General features: G+C 51.0%; 24 protein-coding genes and 1 pseudogene. 11 read left to right on the forward strand and 14 right to left on the reverse strand.

The window, feature by feature from the left end; all coding sequences use genetic code 11:
- Positions 1–39 precede the first annotated feature (39 nt).
- Positions 40–711, forward strand: coding sequence for a DUF1571 domain-containing protein (locus JM656_RS09035; protein ID WP_203361254.1), 672 nt, complete (start codon positions 40–42; stop codon positions 709–711).
- A gap of 15 nt (positions 712–726) precedes the next feature.
- A complete protein-coding gene (locus JM656_RS09040) occupies positions 727–1,212 on the forward strand; it encodes an SRPBCC family protein (protein ID WP_203360865.1) in 486 nt (161 codons plus the stop codon).
- A 33-nt stretch (positions 1,213–1,245) separates the two neighbouring features.
- Here JM656_RS09040 and JM656_RS09045 read toward each other — a convergent pair whose 3' ends face one another.
- The 5 genes from JM656_RS09045 to JM656_RS09065 all read right to left on the reverse strand — a co-directional run bounded on the left by JM656_RS09045 (position 1,246) and on the right by JM656_RS09065 (position 4,565).
- Complete coding sequence (locus JM656_RS09045; protein WP_203360866.1) at positions 1,246–1,965, reverse strand: RNA polymerase sigma factor; 720 nt, start codon at positions 1,963–1,965, stop codon at positions 1,246–1,248.
- A 51-nt stretch (positions 1,966–2,016) separates the two neighbouring features.
- Positions 2,017–2,742 (reverse strand): FAD-dependent oxidoreductase, encoded by a 726-nt coding sequence (locus JM656_RS09050; RefSeq protein WP_203360867.1) that lies wholly within the window; start codon positions 2,740–2,742, stop codon positions 2,017–2,019.
- Positions 2,743–2,844: 102 nt separating this feature from the next.
- Entirely contained in the window at positions 2,845–3,288 is a 444-nt protein-coding gene (locus JM656_RS09055) for a DUF2231 domain-containing protein (RefSeq protein WP_238929236.1), read from the reverse strand.
- On the reverse strand, positions 3,288–3,626 hold the full coding sequence (locus JM656_RS09060) for a hypothetical protein (protein ID WP_203360869.1): 339 nt from the start codon (positions 3,624–3,626) through the stop codon (positions 3,288–3,290). The genes JM656_RS09055 and JM656_RS09060 overlap by 1 nt, the downstream gene beginning before the upstream one ends.
- 231 nt (positions 3,627–3,857) lie before the next feature.
- Positions 3,858–4,565: a FadR/GntR family transcriptional regulator gene (locus tag JM656_RS09065; RefSeq protein WP_238929214.1), complete on the reverse strand. Its 708-nt coding sequence runs from the start codon at positions 4,563–4,565 to the stop codon at positions 3,858–3,860.
- A 243-nt stretch (positions 4,566–4,808) separates the two neighbouring features.
- Between JM656_RS09065 and JM656_RS09070 the strand changes: the two genes are divergently transcribed.
- The 3 genes from JM656_RS09070 to JM656_RS09080 are packed head-to-tail and all read left to right on the forward strand — an operon-like array spanning position 4,809 to position 7,919.
- A complete protein-coding gene (locus JM656_RS09070) occupies positions 4,809–5,495 on the forward strand; it encodes an RraA family protein (RefSeq protein ID WP_203360870.1) in 687 nt (228 codons plus the stop codon).
- Between the two features lie 35 nt (positions 5,496–5,530).
- A complete protein-coding gene (locus JM656_RS09075; RefSeq protein ID WP_203360871.1) occupies positions 5,531–6,829 on the forward strand; it encodes an MFS transporter in 1,299 nt (432 codons plus the stop codon).
- Positions 6,830–6,857: 28 nt separating this feature from the next.
- Entirely contained in the window at positions 6,858–7,919 is a 1,062-nt protein-coding gene (locus JM656_RS09080; RefSeq protein WP_203360872.1) for a mannonate dehydratase, read from the forward strand.
- Between the two features lie 176 nt (positions 7,920–8,095).
- On the opposite strand, the gene JM656_RS09085 is transcribed toward JM656_RS09080, so the two are convergent.
- From JM656_RS09085 to JM656_RS09105, 5 genes are all read right to left on the reverse strand, one after another.
- Entirely contained in the window at positions 8,096–8,812 is a 717-nt protein-coding gene (locus JM656_RS09085) for an ABC transporter ATP-binding protein (protein WP_203360873.1), read from the reverse strand.
- Positions 8,809–9,684: an ABC transporter ATP-binding protein gene (locus JM656_RS09090; RefSeq protein ID WP_203360874.1), complete on the reverse strand. Its 876-nt coding sequence runs from the start codon at positions 9,682–9,684 to the stop codon at positions 8,809–8,811. The genes JM656_RS09085 and JM656_RS09090 overlap by 4 nt, the downstream gene beginning before the upstream one ends.
- Complete coding sequence (gene livM / locus JM656_RS09095) at positions 9,681–10,967, reverse strand: high-affinity branched-chain amino acid ABC transporter permease LivM (RefSeq protein WP_203361256.1); 1,287 nt, start codon at positions 10,965–10,967, stop codon at positions 9,681–9,683. The genes JM656_RS09090 and livM overlap by 4 nt, the downstream gene beginning before the upstream one ends.
- A 19-nt stretch (positions 10,968–10,986) precedes the next feature.
- On the reverse strand, positions 10,987–11,901 hold the full coding sequence (locus JM656_RS09100; protein WP_192612538.1) for a branched-chain amino acid ABC transporter permease LivH: 915 nt from the start codon (positions 11,899–11,901) through the stop codon (positions 10,987–10,989).
- Positions 11,902–12,011: 110 nt separating this feature from the next.
- Positions 12,012–13,085, reverse strand: coding sequence for a branched-chain amino acid ABC transporter substrate-binding protein (locus tag JM656_RS09105; RefSeq protein WP_370552331.1), 1,074 nt, complete (start codon positions 13,083–13,085; stop codon positions 12,012–12,014).
- A gap of 511 nt (positions 13,086–13,596) precedes the next feature.
- Here JM656_RS09105 and JM656_RS09110 point away from each other — a divergent pair.
- Entirely contained in the window at positions 13,597–14,262 is a 666-nt protein-coding gene (locus JM656_RS09110) for a YecA family protein (RefSeq protein WP_203360876.1), read from the forward strand.
- Positions 14,263–14,318: 56 nt separating this feature from the next.
- Here the strand turns inward: JM656_RS09110 and tyrP are convergent, their stop codons facing one another.
- Positions 14,319–15,530: a tyrosine transporter TyrP gene (gene tyrP / locus JM656_RS09115; RefSeq protein ID WP_203360877.1), complete on the reverse strand. Its 1,212-nt coding sequence runs from the start codon at positions 15,528–15,530 to the stop codon at positions 14,319–14,321.
- A gap of 228 nt (positions 15,531–15,758) precedes the next feature.
- On the opposite strand from tyrP, the gene JM656_RS09120 reads away from it, so the two are divergent.
- A complete protein-coding gene (locus JM656_RS09120; RefSeq protein WP_203360878.1) occupies positions 15,759–15,998 on the forward strand; it encodes a YecH family metal-binding protein in 240 nt (79 codons plus the stop codon).
- Positions 15,999–16,044: 46 nt separating this feature from the next.
- Here the strand turns inward: JM656_RS09120 and ftnA are convergent, their stop codons facing one another.
- Complete coding sequence (gene ftnA, locus JM656_RS09125) at positions 16,045–16,542, reverse strand: non-heme ferritin (RefSeq protein ID WP_192612533.1); 498 nt, start codon at positions 16,540–16,542, stop codon at positions 16,045–16,047.
- 202 nt (positions 16,543–16,744) lie between these two features.
- Positions 16,745–17,080, reverse strand: a complete 336-nt coding sequence (locus JM656_RS09130) for a YecR-like lipofamily protein (protein ID WP_203360879.1) — start codon at positions 17,078–17,080, stop codon at positions 16,745–16,747.
- A 270-nt stretch (positions 17,081–17,350) separates the two neighbouring features.
- Here JM656_RS09130 and JM656_RS09135 point away from each other — a divergent pair, with 270 nt between their 5' ends.
- From JM656_RS09135 to JM656_RS09145, 3 genes are all read left to right on the forward strand, one after another.
- Positions 17,351–17,989: an RpiB/LacA/LacB family sugar-phosphate isomerase gene (locus JM656_RS09135; protein WP_203360880.1), complete on the forward strand. Its 639-nt coding sequence runs from the start codon at positions 17,351–17,353 to the stop codon at positions 17,987–17,989.
- A gap of 395 nt (positions 17,990–18,384) precedes the next feature.
- Positions 18,385–18,468 (forward strand): stress response protein AzuC, encoded by an 84-nt coding sequence (gene azuC / locus JM656_RS09140; protein ID WP_203361257.1) that lies wholly within the window; start codon positions 18,385–18,387, stop codon positions 18,466–18,468.
- A gap of 114 nt (positions 18,469–18,582) precedes the next feature.
- Entirely contained in the window at positions 18,583–18,834 is a 252-nt protein-coding gene (locus JM656_RS09145) for a DUF2766 family protein (protein ID WP_203360881.1), read from the forward strand.
- A gap of 173 nt (positions 18,835–19,007) precedes the next feature.
- Here the strand turns inward: JM656_RS09145 and JM656_RS09150 are convergent, their stop codons facing one another.
- Positions 19,008–19,511, reverse strand: coding sequence for a non-heme ferritin-like protein (locus JM656_RS09150; RefSeq protein ID WP_203360882.1), 504 nt, complete (start codon positions 19,509–19,511; stop codon positions 19,008–19,010).
- A gap of 545 nt (positions 19,512–20,056) precedes the next feature.
- Here JM656_RS09150 and JM656_RS09155 point away from each other — a divergent pair.
- Positions 20,057–20,143, forward strand: a pseudogene (locus JM656_RS09155) (DJ-1 family protein); the annotation flags it as partial.
- Positions 20,144–20,279 lie beyond the last annotated feature (136 nt).

A 20,279-nucleotide genomic window follows, 5' to 3' on the forward strand; every position in this document is an offset into this window, starting at 1 on the left:
CCGGAGACGATCATTAGCGACTTCATCTCTTTGGCGGTAATGTGTGCGACATTACTCCTCTTTAGCGGTATGACGCCTGCGGCGGAAAATTTCGCTGTGGCATCGGCTTTTTCGCAAAGCGAAAAGACGACTAATCCGATCGGCCTCTCCCAGCAACAGTTTCAGCATATTCACTCTTATCAGGTGCTGTTGCGCTCCTCGTCACCTCAGGATGAAAGCAAAATCATTCGCTATAGCTATCGCAAACCGGGATTTGTGAGGATGGATTTCACCCGGCCACACCCCGGCGCGCTTCTGATCTATAGCCCGGTCAGCCGTAAAGTGAAGTTATGGCCCTTTGGGTTGGGGACATTTCCGGTGTTGAACCTTTCCCCGACAGATTCATTGATACAAGACGATCACGGTCATCGGGTGGATCAATCCGACATCGGCGTCTTGCTGAGCAATATTCGCCGGTTACAGAACGATGGGACAACCGTGACTGTCGGTGAAGAGACGCTGGCGGGACGCGCCACATTACATCTGTCCGTGACGGGACCAAAAGGTGTGAGTGTCGATGACGTTAATCGGTATGACATTTGGCTAGATAAATCTCATGGACTCCCGGCCAAAGTCATCAGCTACGACCGGCAGGGAAGCCTGCTGGAAACCGTCCTGATGGATGCCATGGTGATCAACATTCAGTTCCCCGCTGATTTTTTCACACCGTAATGGGAGTTTAGGTTTATGGCTGAATACCAGTTTACCACCACCTGGCGGGTTGAAGCCTCTGTACAGGAGGTATGGGAAGTGCTCTCTCATCCTGACCACTGGCCTGAGTGGTGGGCAAGCCTGGAGCAGATCACTGAAATCGAAAAAGGGGATATCCAGGGGATCGGGGCGTTGCATCGTTATACCTGGAAAGGGGCTTTACCTTATCGAATAACCTTTGATATCCATGTCCTGAACATCACCCCTTTTTATCTGCTGGAAGGCGAAGCCAGTGGTGAAGTTGAAGGGCGCGGAGTGTGGTCAATTTCAGATAATGGGGTGGAAACGATTGTCAGGTATGACTGGAATATACGAACCAATACCCGGTGGATGAATTATCTCGCGCCTCTGGCGGCGCCTGTTTTTCGCTGGAATCACCATACCGTGATGCGTAATGGCGCAAAGGGCCTGGCCCGTAAATTAGGTACAAATGTCGAAATGTATGGCGTCAACAACGGGTAATACACGTTCGTATTACCCGTATTTGACATCACGTTACTCTGTTTTTGGGTTTGAGAGCCCTTCGGCTTTTGCTCTGTCCAGCACACCTGCAACGATCCGATCGCACCGTGCGCCATCAAACGCGAAGGTGTCGTTCAGTGCGATGTCCATTTGGCTGGCCAGTCCCTCACGGAGCAGGCTGCGGGCGCGAAAGAAACGGGTTCGTACCGTCGCTTCGGGGATATCCAGCGCGTGTGCAATCTGTTCCACGCTCAGTTCCTCGACCGCCCGGAGCATGAAGACCGTACGAAAAGCCTCGGGTAGCAAGTCGATACGGGCTTCCAGAAGTTGGCGCATTTGGGTTTGCATCACGGCATAGTCCGGGTGATGTTCAGGATTATCGCTTAACGATGCCTGGATGTCAGAGTCAATGGCATTCATGGCAGCATCCAGGGGAATAACGGAAGCGGTTTTTCGCCTCAGACGTCCCAATGATTCATTCACCACAATACGCACCAGCCAGGTTGAAAGCATGGCCTCAGAACGAAACCCCTTCAGTGCGCGCCAGGCGCTCAGATAGGCCTCCTGAAGCGCATCTTCGGCCTCCGCATCGTTCTTCAAAATGCTGCGCGCGGTCCGAAACAGGAGTCGGTTATGGCGGCGCATGATTTCCGTAAATGCCGACGCATCCCCCAACGCGGCTTGTGAGACGAGATCAGCATCGGGGAGATGGGCCGAGGGCAGTCCAGAGGACAGAGGTTGTGTATTCTGCATAGCGTCTCCTGTGTGCGGAACCTGTTTTTCACATCGACAGTGGATACCGCCTTAGTAACCGTAAAACGTTTCACTGCGCACGCTGTCCTCATCGATGCCAGACATCGTGAGCGCTTGACACATTGCCTCCACCAGGGCGGGCGGGCCGGAAACGTAGAAGGCCGGGTTATCCAGCCCTGCCACAACTCGTTTTATCCAGTCACTGTCGATGATCTGCGTTGCGCCATCCCAGGATTGGCTCGAATGCGCCATATCCGTCATGGTCGCCATTAACTGAAATCGCTGATTCTGCTGCTCAAGCTGCTGTAATTCCTCCAGAAAGGCCGCATCTTCGGGGTGATGATTGCTATACAGCAGGATCAATTGCTGCGGCGTCTGCTGTTGGGCTGCGTGGCGTAACATGCTCATGAAGGGGGTGATCCCGATCCCCCCGGCGATGAGAACAGCCGTGTATTCTGTATTTTTGGGTAAGGTGAATGATCCAAAAGGGCCATTGATCTGAACTTCAGTCCCAATGGGCAAGGCACACAACGTACGTTTAAAAACGCTCTCGCCGATGCGAGTCGCGACCACCAGTTCGTCCTCCTCGGGTGCAGTGACAATGGAAAAGGTGTGGCGGGTATCCGATGACCGGGTGTCAGTTTGATGTCCCGGCAAAATGAGATTGATGGCTTGCCCCGGTTTGTGGCTGAACCCGACGGGTTTTTCGAAGTGGAAAGCCATCGTGCCTTTGGCAATCTGGCGGCATGCAGTCAGATGAACGTTATACTCGGCCATGATGAAACTCCGGTATTAAACTGAGGCCGGTGTTTTCTTACCTTGAATAAAACACCGTCTCGTAGCACGTCAGCGTCGAACTTAGGGATAATGACCTTGTGATTATTTTACGGATGGAGGAGGATTCTGGTCACGGGAACGCCCTACGCCATGATGGTAGACGAGCGTTCCGCCAAGCCAGCCTCCTGCCATCAGGCAAATAAATCCTGCGGCATCTAACAGTAAAGATAGCGTGTCCGGCTCCTGCAGGCGCATATTCTCAAGGCCCGTCACCAGACGGGTACAAAATAGCGCGAAAGCAACGCACATCAGGCCCATGTGCCACCAGACCATCCGCATCGGCGCGCCTTCTGGCACATGAGACAGCTCGAACATGCCCGCAATCATGGCGATTAACGCCATAAAACAGCCAACGGCGAGCAGTCCGCCAGACCAACGCCAGGCCGTCTCACCAAACCACAGCCCGGCAACATCGGCGGCAACGGCCAGTGACCAGCAGGCGATGGGAAAATGGACCAGCGCCGGGTGCAGCGGATGACGGGTCATCACAGGAACACGCTAACCAGCGTGAGAAAGCCGACGACGGCAACGCTGGCATGAACGGCCACAATGGCTTTCGGGGGTAACTTTTTGCGCAAATGGAACGAAGCCAGAAAGAACCCGCCCAACGCAGCCGCCAGCAGCAAGATGAAGGCGATCAATACCTGCTGTGGCGCATTGCCCTGAGCAAGCATCAGGATCAGCAAAATCAGCCCTGTCGCGCCTAACCCGGCATGTAAAAGCGACAGAAACCAGGGGGCGAATTTGTTGCGCAGTACATGTGCGGCCAGCACCAGCCCGCCGAGAGCGCCGATGGCAAAAACGAGGATGGCGTAATTGAGCATGTGTTTTCTCCAGAGAAGCTGAGGATAGTGCTGCTCGTCATTGCCCGGGGCGTAAGGCAATCTCTCCGGTATTGACGGATCGTTTTTTCATCTGTCAGGCAGACAGATTTGCTTCACTTCTTACCATTAGATGGTGTGAGATGCGGTGACGTTCCCGAAAACAGTATGTGGTGAGCACGTGTATGGCGGGCTGAACTGTGCTGTCAGAACGCCATAACGTCATAGTCAGGATTACTCTTCAATAATCAATGCGTTAATTGCTGATGAGAAATGTTTTTGCATTGCCTGGGCCGCGCCTTCAGCATCTCTTTGGCACACTTTTTCCAGAATGGCCTGATGTGCATCGATAATTTGCTGACGACGGTCATGGGTATCGTGAGCATGCAGACCTGCGGAGATCGATTTTTCGAGAGGGACCCGAAGTGCCTGCAAGAGCAGGGCGTAGAGAGGGTTGCCGGATGCCTCGGCTAAAATCATGTGAAAGCGTGCATCATGATAAATAAATGACTGATGATCGCCGAAGACTTCACTTATCTTATCCATCTCCACGCGTAAGCGAGAAAAATCGTCTTCAGTACCATTTTGCGCCGCCAGCACGACACAGTGAACTTCAAGGGTACTGCGCAGTGAAAGTATCTGGCGTGCTGAAATCTGTTGCGTCACGACCGAATAGTTGAAAATCGTTTCCAGCGCCGCAGAGTTCAGTGATTGCACGCGCGGATATTTGCCGCTGCTGATGTCCAGAATGCCAAGAATCGACAACGCCTGGAATGCCTCCCGCACCACACCCCGACTGACCCCAAGCGTTTCGGTCAACTGTTTTTCACTGGGCACTCGGGCACCGGGTTCAAGTTTTTGCGTCGTAATGACATTGAGGATGTAGTTACGGACCTGTTCGGAGAGCGTGCTTTTCTCAATGATGGGTTTACTCATGTTCATGCGACAACTCTCCCTCTTTTCGTAAGCGGTCGTTCCGTATCCATCTGGGACAGGATGTTCGGGCTGAAATTCTGCATATGTTATCGACTCATCTTCACTATTACCAACAACATGCCAGCGTAAATTTTTGCTGAGTCTGTCACATCATGGCTATTTGGGTGTTTTCTGATCATTTAATCCTGGCTAACCTGTCCTACAGGTAGACAGTAAGGTTGTTTTAATTTAACCACACAGGAATGAATTATGCACTCAGAAGAAAGGCAATTTTTTGAAAAGATAAAGAACAATCTCAGTACCGCTCTGCTGGGTGATGTTATGGACGCCATTGGCTTACAGAATCAATTCCTCAATCCACGACTGCAACCACTGGAAAAACAGATGCGCATCGCCGGGCGAGCGATGCCGGTGCTGGAAGCGGATTACCCGACGTTTACCGGTTCGCATTCCAACGGACCTCTCGGCGATAAAGCGTTTGGTGTGATGTTTGAGGCGCTGGACAGCCTGCAAGAAAACGAGGTGTATATTGCCAGCGGTTCGTCCCCGACGTATGCATTATGGGGGGGATTGATGTCGACTCGTGCTGCTCACCTTAACGCGGCAGGGGCGGTTCTTAACGGCTATTCACGGGATAAGCACGAGATCCTTGAGCTCAATTTCCCTGTGTTTTCCATGGGTTCTTATTCTCAGGATCAGAAGGTTCGCGGAAAAGTTCTCGATTATGGGGTTCCGGTAACGATTGATGGCGTGATGATAACGCCGGGTGACCTTATTGTGGCAGATGAAGAGGGCGTTCTGGTGATCCCGAAACGGGTCGAACAAGAGGTTATTGGTCTGGCGTTAGAAAAAGGCGTGACGGAAAACAAAGTTCGCGATGCCATTCGTGGTGGCATGGGTGCTGTTGAAGCATGGAATCGCTTTGGTGTGATGTAAATCCCCTTCAGTCTTGATGATATGAGGACATCAGTATGCTCAAAAGTAAACGCTGGAGTATTGTTTTCCTACTCTCGCTAGGTGGGGCGATCAATTACATGGATCGCTCTGCCTTTGCTATCGCAGCCCCCATGTTTGCTAACGACTTGCAATTAACGCCAGGTGAATTAGGCATTATTTTTAGTAGTTTCTCTATCGGCTATGCGCTTTTTAACTTTGTTGGCGGTTATGCTTCTGACCGTTTCGGACCCAAAATGGTCTTTGCAGTCAGTATGGCCTTTTGGTCATTCTTCTGCGGGTTGATTGGCGTCGCTGTCGGATTTACCTCAATGCTCATCATCAGGGTATTGTTTGGTGCCGGGGAAGGGCCGTTTGCATCGACCTTAAATAAAATCGTCAGTAACTGGTTCCCTCGCCGTGAAGTCGCCAGCGCCATCGGCGTCGCCACTGCCGGAAACCCGCTTGGCGGCGCGCTGGCAGGACCTATCATGGGTTCGCTGGTGCTGATTATCGGCTGGCGAATGGCGTTTGTTGCGATTGCCTGTTTAGGTATCGTTTGGCTGCTGTTTTGGATAAAAATCGCAAAGGACAAGCCGGAAGAACACAAAACCATCAGCCGTGAGGAATTAGCCTTAATTCAGGAAGGACAGCAGGAGCAAAGCGACAATAATCAAGAGATTGAAAAAGTATCCATGCCGCTCTCTTTTTATATCAAGCAGCCTACGATACTGGCAACGGCATTTGCATTTTTTGGCCTGAACTACATTCTCTTTTTCTTTCTCTCATGGTTCCCAAGTTATTTGTCGAACTCACAACATCTCAGCCTGAAGGATATGAGTATTGTGAGTGTTATTCCGTGGCTGCTGGGTTCTGTCGGGATGGCGGCTGGCGGGTTCCTGTGTGATTACGTACTGCGTAAAACCGGGCGTCCTCTGTTTTCCCGTAAAATAGTGCTCGTTACATGCCTGGGGGCTTCGGCGATTTTTGTTATGTGCGTTGGAAATGTATCCAGTGCCGCAGGGGCAGTATCCCTGATGGCATGCGGCATTTTCTTCCTCTATTTATCCGCAACAACGTATTGGGCTATTTTGCAAGATACCGTCGCACGCCAGAATATGGGGGCAGTGGGAGGTATGGTTCATGCAACGGCGAATATTGCCGGAATATTAGGACCTATTGTGACGGGTTACATTATTCAATGGACAGGGGCTTATAACGCGGCGTTCTTTATCGCGGGCGGTATTGCCGTACTTGGCGCACTTGCCGTGGCTGTCTTTGTTAAACCCATTCCGATGCAGCGCGAAAATGTTGCCGATGTAATCAGACAAGAATGATAATTTCTTTCCACCGGAGATTCAGAACATGAAATTAGGCTTTGGACTGTACCGCCACATGCTGGATGACGAGCATTTTGCCTTTGCCAGACAATGTGGTGCGACGCATATTGTCGTTCATATGGTTGATTATTTTCATCAGAATGCGCGTTTTTCCCGTAGCGATCAGCCGGTTGGTGATACCGGCGGTTGGGGTACGGCGCAGGCAGATGTCTGGACAACAGAAGAATTGTTAGATATTCGCGCCAGAATGGCGAAATACGATTTAACCTTTTTTGCAATTGAAAACTTCGACCCTTGCCACTGGGATGACATCTTATTTGACGGTCCCCGGAAAGCAGAACAAATCGAGACGGTGAAACAGATCATCCGTAATGTCGGTGCGGCGGGTATCCCTGTTTTTGGTTATAACTTTAGTCTGGCGGGCGTCGCCGGAAGAATTCAGGAAAATAAGGCGCGCGGCGGCGCAAAAACAGTTGGCTTAAACGGCGTAAACGAGCAAACCGAAAGTCCGTTACCGGCCAGCATGGCCTGGAATATGGTGGTGGATGAAGATGCTGAGGGTATAAGACCGCCAGTGACCAAAGAACAACTCTGGCAACGGCTGGAAGCGTTCCTGAAAGAGATTGTGCCGGTGGCAGAAGAAGCCGGTGTGAGACTGGCCGCGCATCCTGATGATCCGCCGCTTGAATTCGTGCGTGGACAACCGAGACTGGTTAACCAACCGCATCTCTATCAAGACTTGCTGGATCTGGTTCCCAGCTCCTCTAATGCGCTTGAGTTTTGTCTGGGCACCATTGCTGAAATGTCAGAGGGAGATGTCTACGAGGCGGTAGAACAGTATTCTCGCCAGGACGCGATTGCGTATATGCATTTCCGTAACGTAAAAGGGAAAGTTCCTCACTATCACGAAACCTTTATCGACGAAGGTGACATTGATATGGCGAAGGTATTACGGATACTGAAAGAAAATAACTTTGATGGTGTCTTAATTCCGGATCATTCGCCACAAATGACCTGTCCTGCGCCATGGCATTCAGGAATGGCCTACGCCATGGGATACATGAAAGCCTTAATGCAAGTTTTATGATGACCTTTGCGTAAAGAATAAAATGTCGATAAGAGGGGATGACTGACATTCAACATAAAACCGTGGAAATATGAGTTTTTAGGCGTCGTACAGTCAGACCCTTTTTAATAAAAAAATAGCCGCTTTTTACAGCGGCTATTTTTTACAGCGACTATGGTTATTCCGCGTCGAAATCTCTATGCACCGCCCAGATAGGCTTTTCGCACTTCGGGGTCGACCAACAGTTCCTGACCACTACCGCTAAGGCGAATTTCGCCATTGACCATCACATACGCGCGATCCGAAAGTTTAAGCGCGTGGTTTGCGTTTTGTTCGACTAAAAAAAGCGTCATCCCGGCCCGTGTTAACTCGCGCAACGTCTGGAAAATTTGTTTCACCACCAGCGGCGCTAACCCCAGACTCGGTTCATCCAACAGCAGTAATTTGGGGCGACTCATCAGTGCGCGGGCAATAGCCAGCATCTGCTGCTCTCCTCCCGAGAGGGTCATAGCGCGCTGATTGCGCCGCTCCTCAAGGATGGGAAACAGGTGATACATCTTTTCTTTATCCTCTTTATGGTATCGGTTGCCGATAGGGATGCTCCCCATCAGGATATTCTCTTCGACCGTCATGTCCGGGAAGATTCGCCGTCCTTCCGGAACCTGAGCAATCCCGTTAGTGGCGATAAAGTGGGTGGATTTGTGGCTGATATCGTCGTTACGGTAAAAAATCTGCCCGCGCGCGATGCGTGGTTGCCCAAAAATGGACATCAGCAGGGTCGATTTTCCGGCGCCGTTGGCACCAATCAACGAGACGGTTTCTCCTTCATTTACCGTTAGCGAAATCGCTTTCAGCGCCTGAATCGGGCCATAAAAAACGTCCACATGGCGAAACTCCAGCAATGGCTGACTCATCCGGCAAGCTCCTCTTCATCTGTCCCCAGATAGGCGGCAATCACGCTGACGTTGTGCTGGATCTCCGCGGGTGCCCCCCGGGCAATCACATCGCCATGATCAAGCACGATAACGTGGTCGGAAATCTCCATGACCATGCTCATATCATGCTCGATCAACAACACGGTAACGCCATGCCGTTCACGCAGGACGCGCACAATACTGCTGAGCGCCTCGGTTTCCACCGGGTTGAGTCCGGCTGCTGGTTCGTCGAGGCAAATCATCTCCGGGCCCGTACACATGGCGCGAGCGATCTCCAGTCTGCGCTGTTGCCCATAGGAGAGAGTTCCGGCCAGGCGGTTTGCACAATCCACAAGGTTCACCACCTCCAGCCAGTAAAAGGCGCGGTCGAGCGCCTGATTTTCGGCTTTTTGATACGCCGGGGTGTTAAAAATTCCGGCAATCAGGTTACGGTTCGCCTGCCTATGCTGGGCCACCATCAGATTTTCGATCACCGACATTTCGCGAAACAGGCGGATGTTCTGGAAGGTTCGCGCCAGTCCGGCACGGTTGACCAGATGCGTACCGCCGAACATTTTGTAGTAGATGCGTGAAGCCAGACGGCCAGGATTGAAAAAATCAGTGGCGTGGATTTTTTGCCCTAATACCTGAATCACATCGGTGGTTTTGGCGCGGGTATTAAACACAATCGCGCCGCCAGAGGCCTGATAAAATCCGGTCAGGCAGTTGAACACCGTGGTTTTTCCGGCACCGTTTGGACCAATCAACGCCGTGATTGAACCCCGGGCAACCTCCAGATTGACATCGTTGAGCGCTTTTATCCCGCCAAAGTGCATCATCAAATTTTCAACGCGTAAAATGCTGTCAGTCATGGCGCGACCCCTTTGCGAATAGCGAAACCGGCGCGGCTGGTGCGGACCAGTCCACGGGGACGCCAGATCATCATTAACACCATTAAGACGCCGAACAGCAGTACCCGGTATTCGGCAAAATCCCGGAGTAACTCAGGGGCAACGGTCAGAACAAAGGCTGCCAGCACGACACCAAGCGTGGAGCCCATCCCGCCGAGTACGACGATGGCAAGAATGAGCGCAGACTCAAAGAAGGTGAACGAGGTCGGATTAACAAACCCTTGATAGGTTGCGAAAAAGACACCGGCAATCCCGGCCGTCGAGGCTCCCATCATAAAGGCGGACAGTTTGACTAAGACATGGTTTAAACCCAGTGAGCGACAGGCAACCTCATCTTCGCGAAGGGCTTCCCAGGCGCGGCCAATCGGCATTTTGGTTAAGCGATGTTTGATGAACAGCACCAGCAACACCACCAGAACCAGAACCGTGTAGATAAAAATAAACTTCAGGTTAGGGTTGTACGTCAGACCGAAAAACTCATGAAACGGCACGCCGCCGTCTTTTGCCCGTCGGCCAAACTCCAGACCAAAAAGCGTGGGGGCAGGCACTGACACCCCATTTGGCCCACCGGTAAAACTCAGCCAGTTGTTCAGGATCAGACGGATAATTTCACCAAATCCCAGCGTGACAATCGCCAGATAATCCCCGTGCATTCGCAAGACCGGAAACCCCAGTAGCGCGCCAGCCAGTGCCGCCATAATAGCGCCAATGGGCAACATGACCCAAAACCCGAGTCCCAGATACTGATATCCCAGCGCCAGCCCATACGCGCCGATGGCGTAAAAGGCCACGTAACCCAAATCCAGCAATCCAGCGAGCCCGACCACAATGTTCAGACCCAGTCCCAACAGCACGTAGATCAGCCCCAGAATCGCCACCGTCAGCAGATACTTGGTCGCCACAAAGGGGAAGGCGATAGCCAGCAGCATCAACCCTGGAATTATCCAACGCATACGGGAGACGTAACCCACCGGGCGGACGTACACTCCGTCGTCAGCGCCTTCAAACCGGCCGGCGAATTTCTGCCCGATCTGGGTTTGCAGCGCCAGGCTGACGAGAAAGCGTCCAGCCATGACAACGGCAACCAACCACGCCACGCGGGTGGGGGCAAGCGTGAAACTGTAGCCTTTTAAAACAATCCCCACGATGGGGCCAAATACAATCAGCGCGCACAGTCCGGCTAATACGGTGTCGAGCAGGCATTTTTTAAGATCAAGTTCTGATTTCACGACGGCCTCTGTCATCTCTGTCATCGTTTTGCCCTCACACCTTCACGACCATTGGACGTCCCAACAGCCCCTGCGGGCGGAAAATAAGGATCACCACCAATAAGGCAAAGGAGAACACGTCCTTATAATCGGAATTCACAAGCCCGGCGAATTGCGCCTCGGCTATACCGAGTAGCAGGCCGCCAAGCATGGCGCCGGGAAGCGAACCGATCCCGCCCAGTACCGCAGCCGTAAACGCCTTGATGCCGATGATAAAGCCAGCATAAAAGTCAAAGGTACCGTAGTTCATGGTCACCAGAACGCCCGCCAGCCCCGCCATTGATGCGCCCATCACAAACACCAGCGAGATAACCCGGTCAGTGTTAATGCCCAGAATGGAGGCCATACGCCTGTCCTGCTGCGTCGCGCGACAAATCCGCCCCAGTCGTGTGTACTGGATAACCCAGGTCAGAACCGCCATACCGACAAACGCGGCCAGCAGAATAAAGATTTTGGTCCAGGTGATTTGCACCATTCCGTCGCCGACATTGAAACGCAGCACGCCGCTCATCAGCGTCGGGATGCCTTGCTGGTTGGGTCCCTGACTGATTTGCACATAGTTTTGCAGAATGAGCGACATACCGATGGCCGAGATGAGTGGTGCCAGACGGGTTGAATTTCGCAGGGGTCGATAGGCAATACGTTCGATGACCCAGCCGTAGACACCCGTTATCACGATAGTGAAGATCAGGGTGCCAAAAATCAGCAGAGGGAAAGAGTGAATGCCAAAGTAGGAGAGCAGGCCCAGGCCAATAGCACAGAGGTACGCGGAGATCATGTAAACTTCGCCATGCGCGAAATTGATCATGCCGATGATGCCGTAGACCATGGTGTAACCGATGGCAATCAGGCCATACACCGCTCCCAACGTCAGACCGTTGATCATCTGTTGTAAGAAGAAAGCATCCATTTGAAATTCCCGCCAGTGGTAAGGCAACCGGCTAGCACAATCCGGTTGCCTTCAGGGTTGCAATGCCTCACCCGAGAGGGGAGCGAGAAGTCAGAACCGACCTGACGGTATTAGAGTTGGTGATACTTACCTTTGTCATCCCACTGGTAAACCACGTAATCAGACACTTTTAGATCGCCTTTCTCATCCCAGGATTTTGGACCCATCACCGTGTCAACGGAGTGTGATTTCAGCCATTCGCCCGCTTTGGCGTTGTCTTTGCCTGCGGCGCCGTAGGCAGCGGCAATGGCCTGAATTGAGGCATAGGCGTACAGGGTGTAGCCTTCAGGTTCAAAACCGCTGGCGCGGAATTTCTCAATGACCGCTTTGCCTTCCGCAATGGTGCGAGGATCTTTACCAAAGGTCATCAACACGCCGTTGGTATACTGCGCGCCACCGGCAGCCGTCACCATCTCCTCGGTGACCACACAGTCGCCGGAGAAGAATTTAGCCTGTACTCCTTGCTCCCGCATTTGACGCACCAACGGACCCGCTTCCGGATGGCAACCGCCAAAATAGACAACGTCCGGTTTCAGCGCGCCGATTTTGGTCACCAGGGCATTGAAATCTTTTTCACCGCGCGACAGTCCCTCATACAGAACTTCTTTGGTGCCTCGTTTTTGCAGCGCGGCTTTCGTCGCGTCGGCTAAGCCCTGACCGTAGGTATCTTTGTCGTGAATGACGGCGATCTTTTTCGCTTTCAGGACGTCCAGCATGTAGTTTGCCGCCGTGACGCCTTGCTGATCGTCACGGCCACACATGCGGAGCATGCCTTTCATTCCGCGTTCGGTAATCAGTGGGTTGGTTGACCCCGGGGTTATCGTCAATACACCCGCTTCATCATAAACTTCGGAAGATGGCATGGTGGAAGACGAACAGAAATGACCGACCACGGCAGAGACTTTGGATTCATCGACCAGGCGGTTTGCCACCGCGACAGCCTGCTTTGGTTCACAGGCATCGTCGCCCTGCACCAGTACGATTTTCTCACCTTTAATACCGCCTGCCGCATTGATATCCGCCGCCGCCTGCGATGCCCCTTTCCAGTATTGCGCCCCATACGTGGCATTGGGACCGGTAAACGGCCCGGCCACGCCAATCGTGATATCTGCCTGTGCATAAAATGCGGTACTTAAACAACCCATAACGGCAATCTGCAGAGGTAACTTAATCATTTTAATAGACATTTGGATATTCCTCAGTACTGTTCAATACCAGGCGCCGGGAGGCGCGGGGAAAATCATAAACTTCGTCATTTATTGCGTTATCAAGCGGGCCGCGTACGGCTGTCTTTTTTTAAGCAAAAACTCCGCCAGGTTGATAAATATCGACATTGTTTTCTGACAGACGTAGCAATGCGATGTGAAATACGGCGTCGCAATTTCATCAGGTCAGTGTCAATCGTTATCTAAGGAGGAGGTTGCCTTCACGTGGCTGACTGGGATGCGTGGTATCCAAACCGTCCAGAATCTTAAACATAGCTGCAGAAAAGTCAGGCTGCGCACCTTGTCGGTGCAAAAATGCGGAGAGGATCACTTGAACGATGCGCGAAGCTCAGGAAGGCAGGGCTTCTGATCTCCCCGTTTTGTTTAGAAAAATCCCCGTCCACCCTGTAAGATGAGCCCAGGCAAGCGTATTTCACTGAGGATGAGCGTTATGAAAACGGGACCATTGAACGAAAGCGAACTGGAGTGGCTGGATGATGTACTGACTAAGTACAACACCGAACACGCGATTCTGGATGTGTCAGAGCTGGATGGTCTGCTGACGGCGGTACTCAGTTCTCCACGTGAGATTGAGCCGGATCAGTGGCTGGTGGCAGTATGGGGTGGGCCGCAGTATGTGCCGCGCTGGTCATCGGAAAAAGAGATGACGCGCTTTATGAATCTTGCGTTCCAGCATATGGCTGATACTGCCGACAGACTGAACGAGTTTCCGGAGCAGTTTGAACCTTTATTTGGCCTGCGCGAAATTGAAGGTCATGAACTGACGATTGTCGAAGAGTGGTGCTTTGGCTATATGCGCGGTGTAGCGCTTTCTGACTGGTCAGCGTTGCCAGACTCGCTGAAACCAGCGCTGGAGGCAATTGCGTTGCACGGTACGGAAGAGAACTTTGCCGTAGTAGAGAAGATGACGCCAGAGGCATTTGAAGAAAGCGTAGAGGCTATCCGGTTGGCGGCGCTGGATCTTCATGCCTGGTGGATGGCGCATCCGCAAGAAACTCCGTTGCAGGTACCAGTGAAAGTGGACGCCAAACCCGGCCGTAACGATCCCTGTCCTTGTGGTAGCGGCAAAAAGTATAAGCAGTGCTGTCTGCATTAATAGTACGTTAAGCTCAGATGGCGCTTAAACCGCAGTTTAAGCGCCATCTTCTGCACTCAACCTGGTTCGGGCAGCAGTCCCGCTGCGATAGAGAACTGAACTCCGATCACCACAATCCCGCAAAGAAACACCAGACCTAACGCCAGTGAACCGCCTTTAACGCGATATCCCGCCTGAGGATTATGCTTTCGGCTTTGCCATGTCAGCAAAGAAGGGATCAGCAACGCCAGTACCGCCAGCGCGACACCGGCATACCCCAGCGCCATAACAAATCCGCGCGGATAGAAGAGGGCAAACGCCAGCGGCGGCAAAAAGGTAATTGCGCCAGTTTGCAGGCGTCCGGCAGCGGTATTGCGACGCTGGAACAGATCCGCCAGGTAATCAAATAATCCCAGCGCCACGCCGAGGAACGAGGTCGCTAACGCCAGATCGGCGAACAGGTGTACCGCCAGCTCAACGTGAGGTGAGGCGACCACTTCCCGTAACGCCTGAAGCAGACCGTTTAATCCGGCGTGATTGGCCAGCAGCCCCATAAACGTTGAGGAGTCGATGCTGCCGAGGGTCGCTAGCTGCCAGAAAATATAGGCGATCAGCGGGATTGCGCTGCCGGTGATAAACACCCAGCGTAATTTACGAATATTGCCGTCCATATAGCTGACAATGCTGGGCACGCTACCGTGAAAACCAAACGAGGTAAAAATCACTGGAATGGCGGACCACGCGAGTCCTTGTTGCAGCGGCAGGGTAAGAAGATTGATTTTGTGAATGTGCGGCATCAGCAGCGCCAGCATCACCACCAGGAAGATTATTTTGGCGCTGAACAGAAAACGGTTGAACAGATCGACAAGCGACGTTCCAACGCAGACCACACCACCGGCAACAAAGGTGAACAGCAGTACGCCAGCGGCTGGCGACATTTCGCTGCCAGTCCAGTCGTTGATACTGGAGGCGAGCAACTCACCGGCGCCGCTAATGTAGGCTGCGGTCAGGGCATACATTAAAAACATCATGCTAAACCCGGTCACCCACTGACCGTAGCGCCCCAGATACCGTTTTGCCAGCGTACCCAGCCCCGTATCTGCCGGAACATGTTGATACACTTCGAGAAGTAACAGCGCGGTGTAACACATCAGCGCCCACAACCCAATCAATAACGCCAGCGTGACGCTGAAACCCACACCCGCCGCAGCCAGCGGCATGGCCAGCATACCTGCACCGATTGTGGTTCCCGCCACGATAAAAACACTTCCCAGAGTTCTATTCTTCACGCTTTCCTCTGTCCCAGAGATAATCAATAGTGGTATCTGCGGCGCAGGGTAAGGCATTACGCGATTTTCGTCAAATCGTCGTTACAATGAGTGTGAAGTTTTATTTACATTTTTTATAGGTGTGGGTGGACCCGCATCATGCCGGTGGCCGAAGGATGTAAACCTGCGTTAGCGCAAAGCAGAAAATGCGGCTTCATCTTAGGCTAGGCGCTTTATTGAGGAGGATGTATGGATTCTATTCACGGCCACGACGTGCTTAACATGATGATTGCATCAGGCGAGCAATACACCCATGCCAGTCTTGAGGCAGCGATCATTTCACGGTTTGGTGCGCAGGCACGTTTTCATACCTGTTCAGCAGCAGAGATGACGGCGGCAGAGCTGGTGGCTTTTCTGGCGGCGAAGGGGAAATTTATTGCGAAGGATGACGGTTTTACGACGCACGAAAGCAAGATCTGCCGTCATTAAAAGAGTCCGGTGAAGTGGGCAGAAAACCCGCTTCACCGAAGCGAAATTAATTCTGTGTATCCAGCGTCGACAGTTCTTTGTCGATGAAGTAAAGGCCTTCACCGCTTTTACCTGCCAGCGTTAATTTATCAATGACCGATTTAAATAACTTCTCTTCTTCATGCTGTTCAGCTACGTACCACTGCAGGAAGTTAAAGGTAGGATAATCCTGGTTGGTCATCGCCGCGTGAGCCAGTTCGTTAATTTTCTGGGTGATCAATTGCTCGTGTTCGTACGTAACACGGAACAGTTCATCCAGTGACGCATATTCAGCGAAAGGAGACGCGACGGTATTAATACGCGGTAGGCTACCGGTATCGGTCAGATAATCGAACAGACGCTGCATATGCGTCATCTCTTCCTGGGCGTGACGGCGCAGGAACGCGGCAGCACCTTCAAAGCTGTTATAGCTGCACCACGCACTCATTTGCTGATAGAGCAGAGACGAATATAACTCGAGGTTCATCTGTTCATTCAGTTTTTCGATCATTTCTGTTTTCAGCATTGTTCTGCTCCACACATGTTAATGATATGTCGATGTGGCGCCACTATAATTTGTTATTTAATTATTTGCAAAAGGTAAAATAATAAAATCAATTATTAAAAATGCGAATGGGAATAAAACGCATTAACGCTCTTAAATTAAAAATAAAGACACGCTGAAATAATAAAAGGCCAGTCATTAATAAATAAACTGACCTCAACGTTTAATAATAGCCAGGTGTCGTAGAGGGGATCGCCACGCCCTGACACTGATACGATAAGGTTATTTTCGTATTGAGACACAGAGAACCCGCATAAACACTGCAGGTGGAGACAGGCTGGCCAAATCCGACGGCGTTCGCGTAGCCCATTTGCTGACATTCACGCGTGGCGGTACCTTTGGCGACATAGTCGTCAGTACGTGCCGTTTGCAGCATCGCCTGATTCCAGGTGAGGCGAACAATCCCACTGGTTGCGTTGGCTTCGCTGACGTTTGCTTGTCGGGTGATGGTGCATCCCGCCAACATTAACAGCGAGAGGGCAAGAAAAAGGCTCTTCATGATATCGCTCTGAAAATTCGGTGATACGCTATCCTACCTGATACACCCTCGGTCCAATGGCTTGAATAGCCTGAGGATCACCCATGTTTAATGGCAACGACCGGGCGCAATGTACAAAAAATGCTCCACAGGCAGATAAAACGTGAGCCTGTTTTTGTTTTTTAAAACCATCTTTCATTAAATTTGAAAATACATTCATCACATAGTAATGTGGCGTCAATTTCACAGACTCACGTCGGGATTTATCGCGACGCATTCAGGAGATACAGTATGAAAATTGCACTGATGATGGAAAACAGCCAGGCAAGCAAAAATGCCATCATTCATAACGAACTCAAGGCCGTTGCGGATGAGAAGGGATTTCCCGTCTTTAACGTGGGCATGAGCGATGAGAATGACCATCATCTGACCTATATTCATCTTGGCATTATGGCCAGTATTCTGCTCAATGCTAAAGCGGTTGATTTTGTCGTGACCGGCTGCGGCACGGGTCAAGGGGCGCTGATGTCCCTGAATATCCATCCGGGCGTGATTTGCGGATACTGTATCGATCCGGCTGATGCGTTTCTGTTTGCCCAGATCAACAACGGTAATGCGCTTTCTCTGCCATTCGCGAAAGGTTTTGGCTGGGGTGCCGAGCTGAACGTTCGCTTCATCTTTGAAAAAGCGTTCACGGGTCGTAACGGCGAAGGCTACCCGCCGGAGCGTAAAGAGCCGCAGGTTCGCAACGCGGGCATTCTGAACCAGGTGAAAGCGGCCGTGGTAAAAGAGAACTATCTGGATACGTTGCGTGCTATCGATCCTGAGTTGGTGAAAACCGCTGTGTCGGGTCCGCGTTTCCAGCAGTGTCTTTTCGAAAATGGACAGGACAAAGCGATCGAAGCGTTTGTACGCGAAATCCTGGCGTAAGGTTCTTTATGGCATCGGGTCGGATAGCGCAACGCTTACCGGCCTGCAAGATGCCGCATGTCAGCCCGGCCAGCGTTGAGTGACCGGGCGACAGTAATGTGTTTTTGTTCGATTCCGTACTTCCTCTATTGCGGGCTAACGTCTGCGTAACAAGCATCCTGCCAGACCCCATCTTTTGCTGTCGATGATGGTTCTTATCAAAAAAATCTATAAAGATTTACCAAAACATGCAATGAGATAACATTATGATTTTTATACTAAAAACATAATAATTGAAAGAATTTGCACATTTTTATGTGTGATCTGCGTCACATAAATATTGATTTTTGTGACGGATGTCATATTATATTGCTCGTAGACAATAAACCTGAACAACAATCAAACGGAGCAATGCTATGAAACTGCACAAAATTCTGAAAAGCATGTTCGAAAATTATTGCAAAACATTCAAAGATGTACCGCCAGGCGGTATGTTCTGATAAAAAAACCTGCTTCGGCAGGTTTTTTTATACCTGTATTTTTGCTGCGTTTACGCTGCTATCGTTTCTGCTCCTGAATAGGTACTATGACGACCTTTCTATAAGGAGCTCACTATGTCCCAAACACTGAACGCCGATCAGGAACTGGTCTCTGACGTTGTTGCCTGCCAATTGGTTCTCAAACAAATTCTGGACGTTCTTGACGTGATCGCCCCCGTCGAAGTTCGCGAGAAAATGGCTACCCAACTGAAAAACATCGATTTTTCAAGCCATCCTGCCGCAGCCGATCCCGTGACGATGCGCGCTATTCAGAAAGCTATCGCCTTGATCGAGCTGAAATTCACGCCGCAGGGCGAAGCTCACTAAATAAATCAATGTATTAGATTTTTGAAGCATGCTTATTACGCCTCCTGCATCAGGGGGCGTAATCGTTTCTGAATCATTGGGGGAGTCGGCAATGCGACGGTTGCCCGGCCTGCGGTAGATGTTCTTGCAGGCCAGACTGGGGGTTATGGCGTTAATCCGACGCTATACCGCCATTAGTGGTGCTGGTGGTTAACGACGTTGAGTAAGTGCTTGTCTGTTTGCGCCATGCACAGACCTGCGCGTTTGGCGCTGCAAACTTCATCGAAGATCGCTTGTAATAGCACGCCATCCTGCTGCTGTTCTTTTTTCAGATCGTGGAGAAAATCAAGCGTGAGGTCGTCATTCAACGCTTTTGCTTCGCGGGTTAAACTCGACAGGGTGCTGGAGCGCTGTTGATAATCGTCGAGGGTTTTCTGAAATAACTCTTCAAGTGACGTTAACTCATCGCCTGGAATATCAATCGCTTTAACAATGGGGTTAGCGCCTGCGCTCTTCATAAAATTAAACATGCGCATCATTTGGGTGATGTTACTTTGCGCCTGAGTGCGAAGAAACATCGCTGTACCCGTCAAACTGTTATCCGCACACCACTCGCTCAGGCGAAGGTAAAGATTGGATGCGTAAAACTCAAGATTCATCTGGGCGTTGAGCTTGTGAGCCATTTCTACTGCAGCCATGTCAATATCCTTATTTCCAGAAAAGGGGCTGTGCGTAACCAGCATCAGCGCAGCAGGCTGCTGCCACACTTAACATCTACGCACAAGTGATACTGTTAGCAGAATAAATCCGTTCTGCCGGTCCTTTATGTGATCACATAGTCATTTCCGTTGATGATCGAAATAAGCATACCGCCTGTATGGATATAAGAAAATCCTTATAATGAAATGTTTAAAGTTTTTTACATATTTTTCTTAAATATCGGTTGTGAACCAGGAATTTTAGAAATTATGTCTCGCCAGTGCAACGTCATGATTTAACGTTGATTAAAGTATCGATAGATGTTTGAAGCATTGTTTTAAATGACGGAGTGAGATAGTTCAAACTGGTATCATTTGTTCAATGATAATTATCCATTATGGTTGTTTCGTAAGTTATTAGATAAAGCTGTATTGGCAGGTCTCCCACCAGGTCTGAAGTGTGTGCCAGATCAATTTTAGAAACGTGAAAACGTCAAGCCAATCTCTCTTTCATCACTGGCTGTTTGATTTGCCCGATCTGCTCTGCGCCAGTTGTTAAAGATGGCAATCTGATTAGCGGCAAAGGGTTAGGCCATATATTTGATTTTGCACTGACGCTCAGCGCCCGTTAACCTGGTGACGACGCTCCGGTTCGTGATCATGCGGACCATATTTACTATCGCGGGTAAATAAAACGTTCCCGAATACACCCGTATTCGGGAACAAGGATTGGCTGGCTGGCGTTATGGACTAATCTGCTATACCTCT

The organism is Citrobacter sp. R56, from assembly GCF_016811995.1.
GTDB lineage: Bacteria > Pseudomonadota > Gammaproteobacteria > Enterobacterales > Enterobacteriaceae > Citrobacter_D > Citrobacter_D enshiensis.

Coding starts and splice junctions, on each gene's coding strand:
- JM656_RS09080 (WP_203360872.1), top strand. CDS start 6,858: ATGAAATTAGGCTTTGGACTGTACCGCCACATGCTGGATGACGAGCAT.
- JM656_RS09085 (WP_203360873.1), bottom strand. CDS start 8,812: ATGAGTCAGCCATTGCTGGAGTTTCGCCATGTGGACGTTTTTTATGGC.
- livM (WP_203361256.1), bottom strand. CDS start 10,967: ATGACAGAGGCCGTCGTGAAATCAGAACTTGATCTTAAAAAATGCCTG.
- ftnA (WP_192612533.1), bottom strand. CDS start 16,542: ATGCTGAAAACAGAAATGATCGAAAAACTGAATGAACAGATGAACCTC.
- JM656_RS09135 (WP_203360880.1), top strand. CDS start 17,351: ATGAAAATTGCACTGATGATGGAAAACAGCCAGGCAAGCAAAAATGCC.
- JM656_RS09075 (WP_203360871.1), top strand. CDS start 5,531: ATGCTCAAAAGTAAACGCTGGAGTATTGTTTTCCTACTCTCGCTAGGT.
- JM656_RS09045 (WP_203360866.1), bottom strand. CDS start 1,965: ATGCAGAATACACAACCTCTGTCCTCTGGACTGCCCTCGGCCCATCTC.
- JM656_RS09130 (WP_203360879.1), bottom strand. CDS start 17,080: ATGAAGAGCCTTTTTCTTGCCCTCTCGCTGTTAATGTTGGCGGGATGC.
- JM656_RS09090 (WP_203360874.1), bottom strand. CDS start 9,684: ATGACTGACAGCATTTTACGCGTTGAAAATTTGATGATGCACTTTGGC.
- JM656_RS09055 (WP_238929236.1), bottom strand. CDS start 3,288: ATGACCCGTCATCCGCTGCACCCGGCGCTGGTCCATTTTCCCATCGCC.
- JM656_RS09050 (WP_203360867.1), bottom strand. CDS start 2,742: ATGGCCGAGTATAACGTTCATCTGACTGCATGCCGCCAGATTGCCAAA.
- JM656_RS09070 (WP_203360870.1), top strand. CDS start 4,809: ATGCACTCAGAAGAAAGGCAATTTTTTGAAAAGATAAAGAACAATCTC.
- JM656_RS09035 (WP_203361254.1), top strand. CDS start 40: ATGTGTGCGACATTACTCCTCTTTAGCGGTATGACGCCTGCGGCGGAA.
- azuC (WP_203361257.1), top strand. CDS start 18,385: ATGAAACTGCACAAAATTCTGAAAAGCATGTTCGAAAATTATTGCAAA.
- JM656_RS09105 (WP_370552331.1), bottom strand. CDS start 13,085: ATGGGTTGTTTAAGTACCGCATTTTATGCACAGGCAGATATCACGATT.
- JM656_RS09060 (WP_203360869.1), bottom strand. CDS start 3,626: ATGCTCAATTACGCCATCCTCGTTTTTGCCATCGGCGCTCTCGGCGGG.
- JM656_RS09120 (WP_203360878.1), top strand. CDS start 15,759: ATGGATTCTATTCACGGCCACGACGTGCTTAACATGATGATTGCATCA.
- JM656_RS09110 (WP_203360876.1), top strand. CDS start 13,597: ATGAAAACGGGACCATTGAACGAAAGCGAACTGGAGTGGCTGGATGAT.
- JM656_RS09040 (WP_203360865.1), top strand. CDS start 727: ATGGCTGAATACCAGTTTACCACCACCTGGCGGGTTGAAGCCTCTGTA.
- JM656_RS09065 (WP_238929214.1), bottom strand. CDS start 4,565: ATGAACATGAGTAAACCCATCATTGAGAAAAGCACGCTCTCCGAACAG.
- JM656_RS09100 (WP_192612538.1), bottom strand. CDS start 11,901: ATGGATGCTTTCTTCTTACAACAGATGATCAACGGTCTGACGTTGGGA.
- JM656_RS09150 (WP_203360882.1), bottom strand. CDS start 19,511: ATGGCTGCAGTAGAAATGGCTCACAAGCTCAACGCCCAGATGAATCTT.
- JM656_RS09145 (WP_203360881.1), top strand. CDS start 18,583: ATGTCCCAAACACTGAACGCCGATCAGGAACTGGTCTCTGACGTTGTT.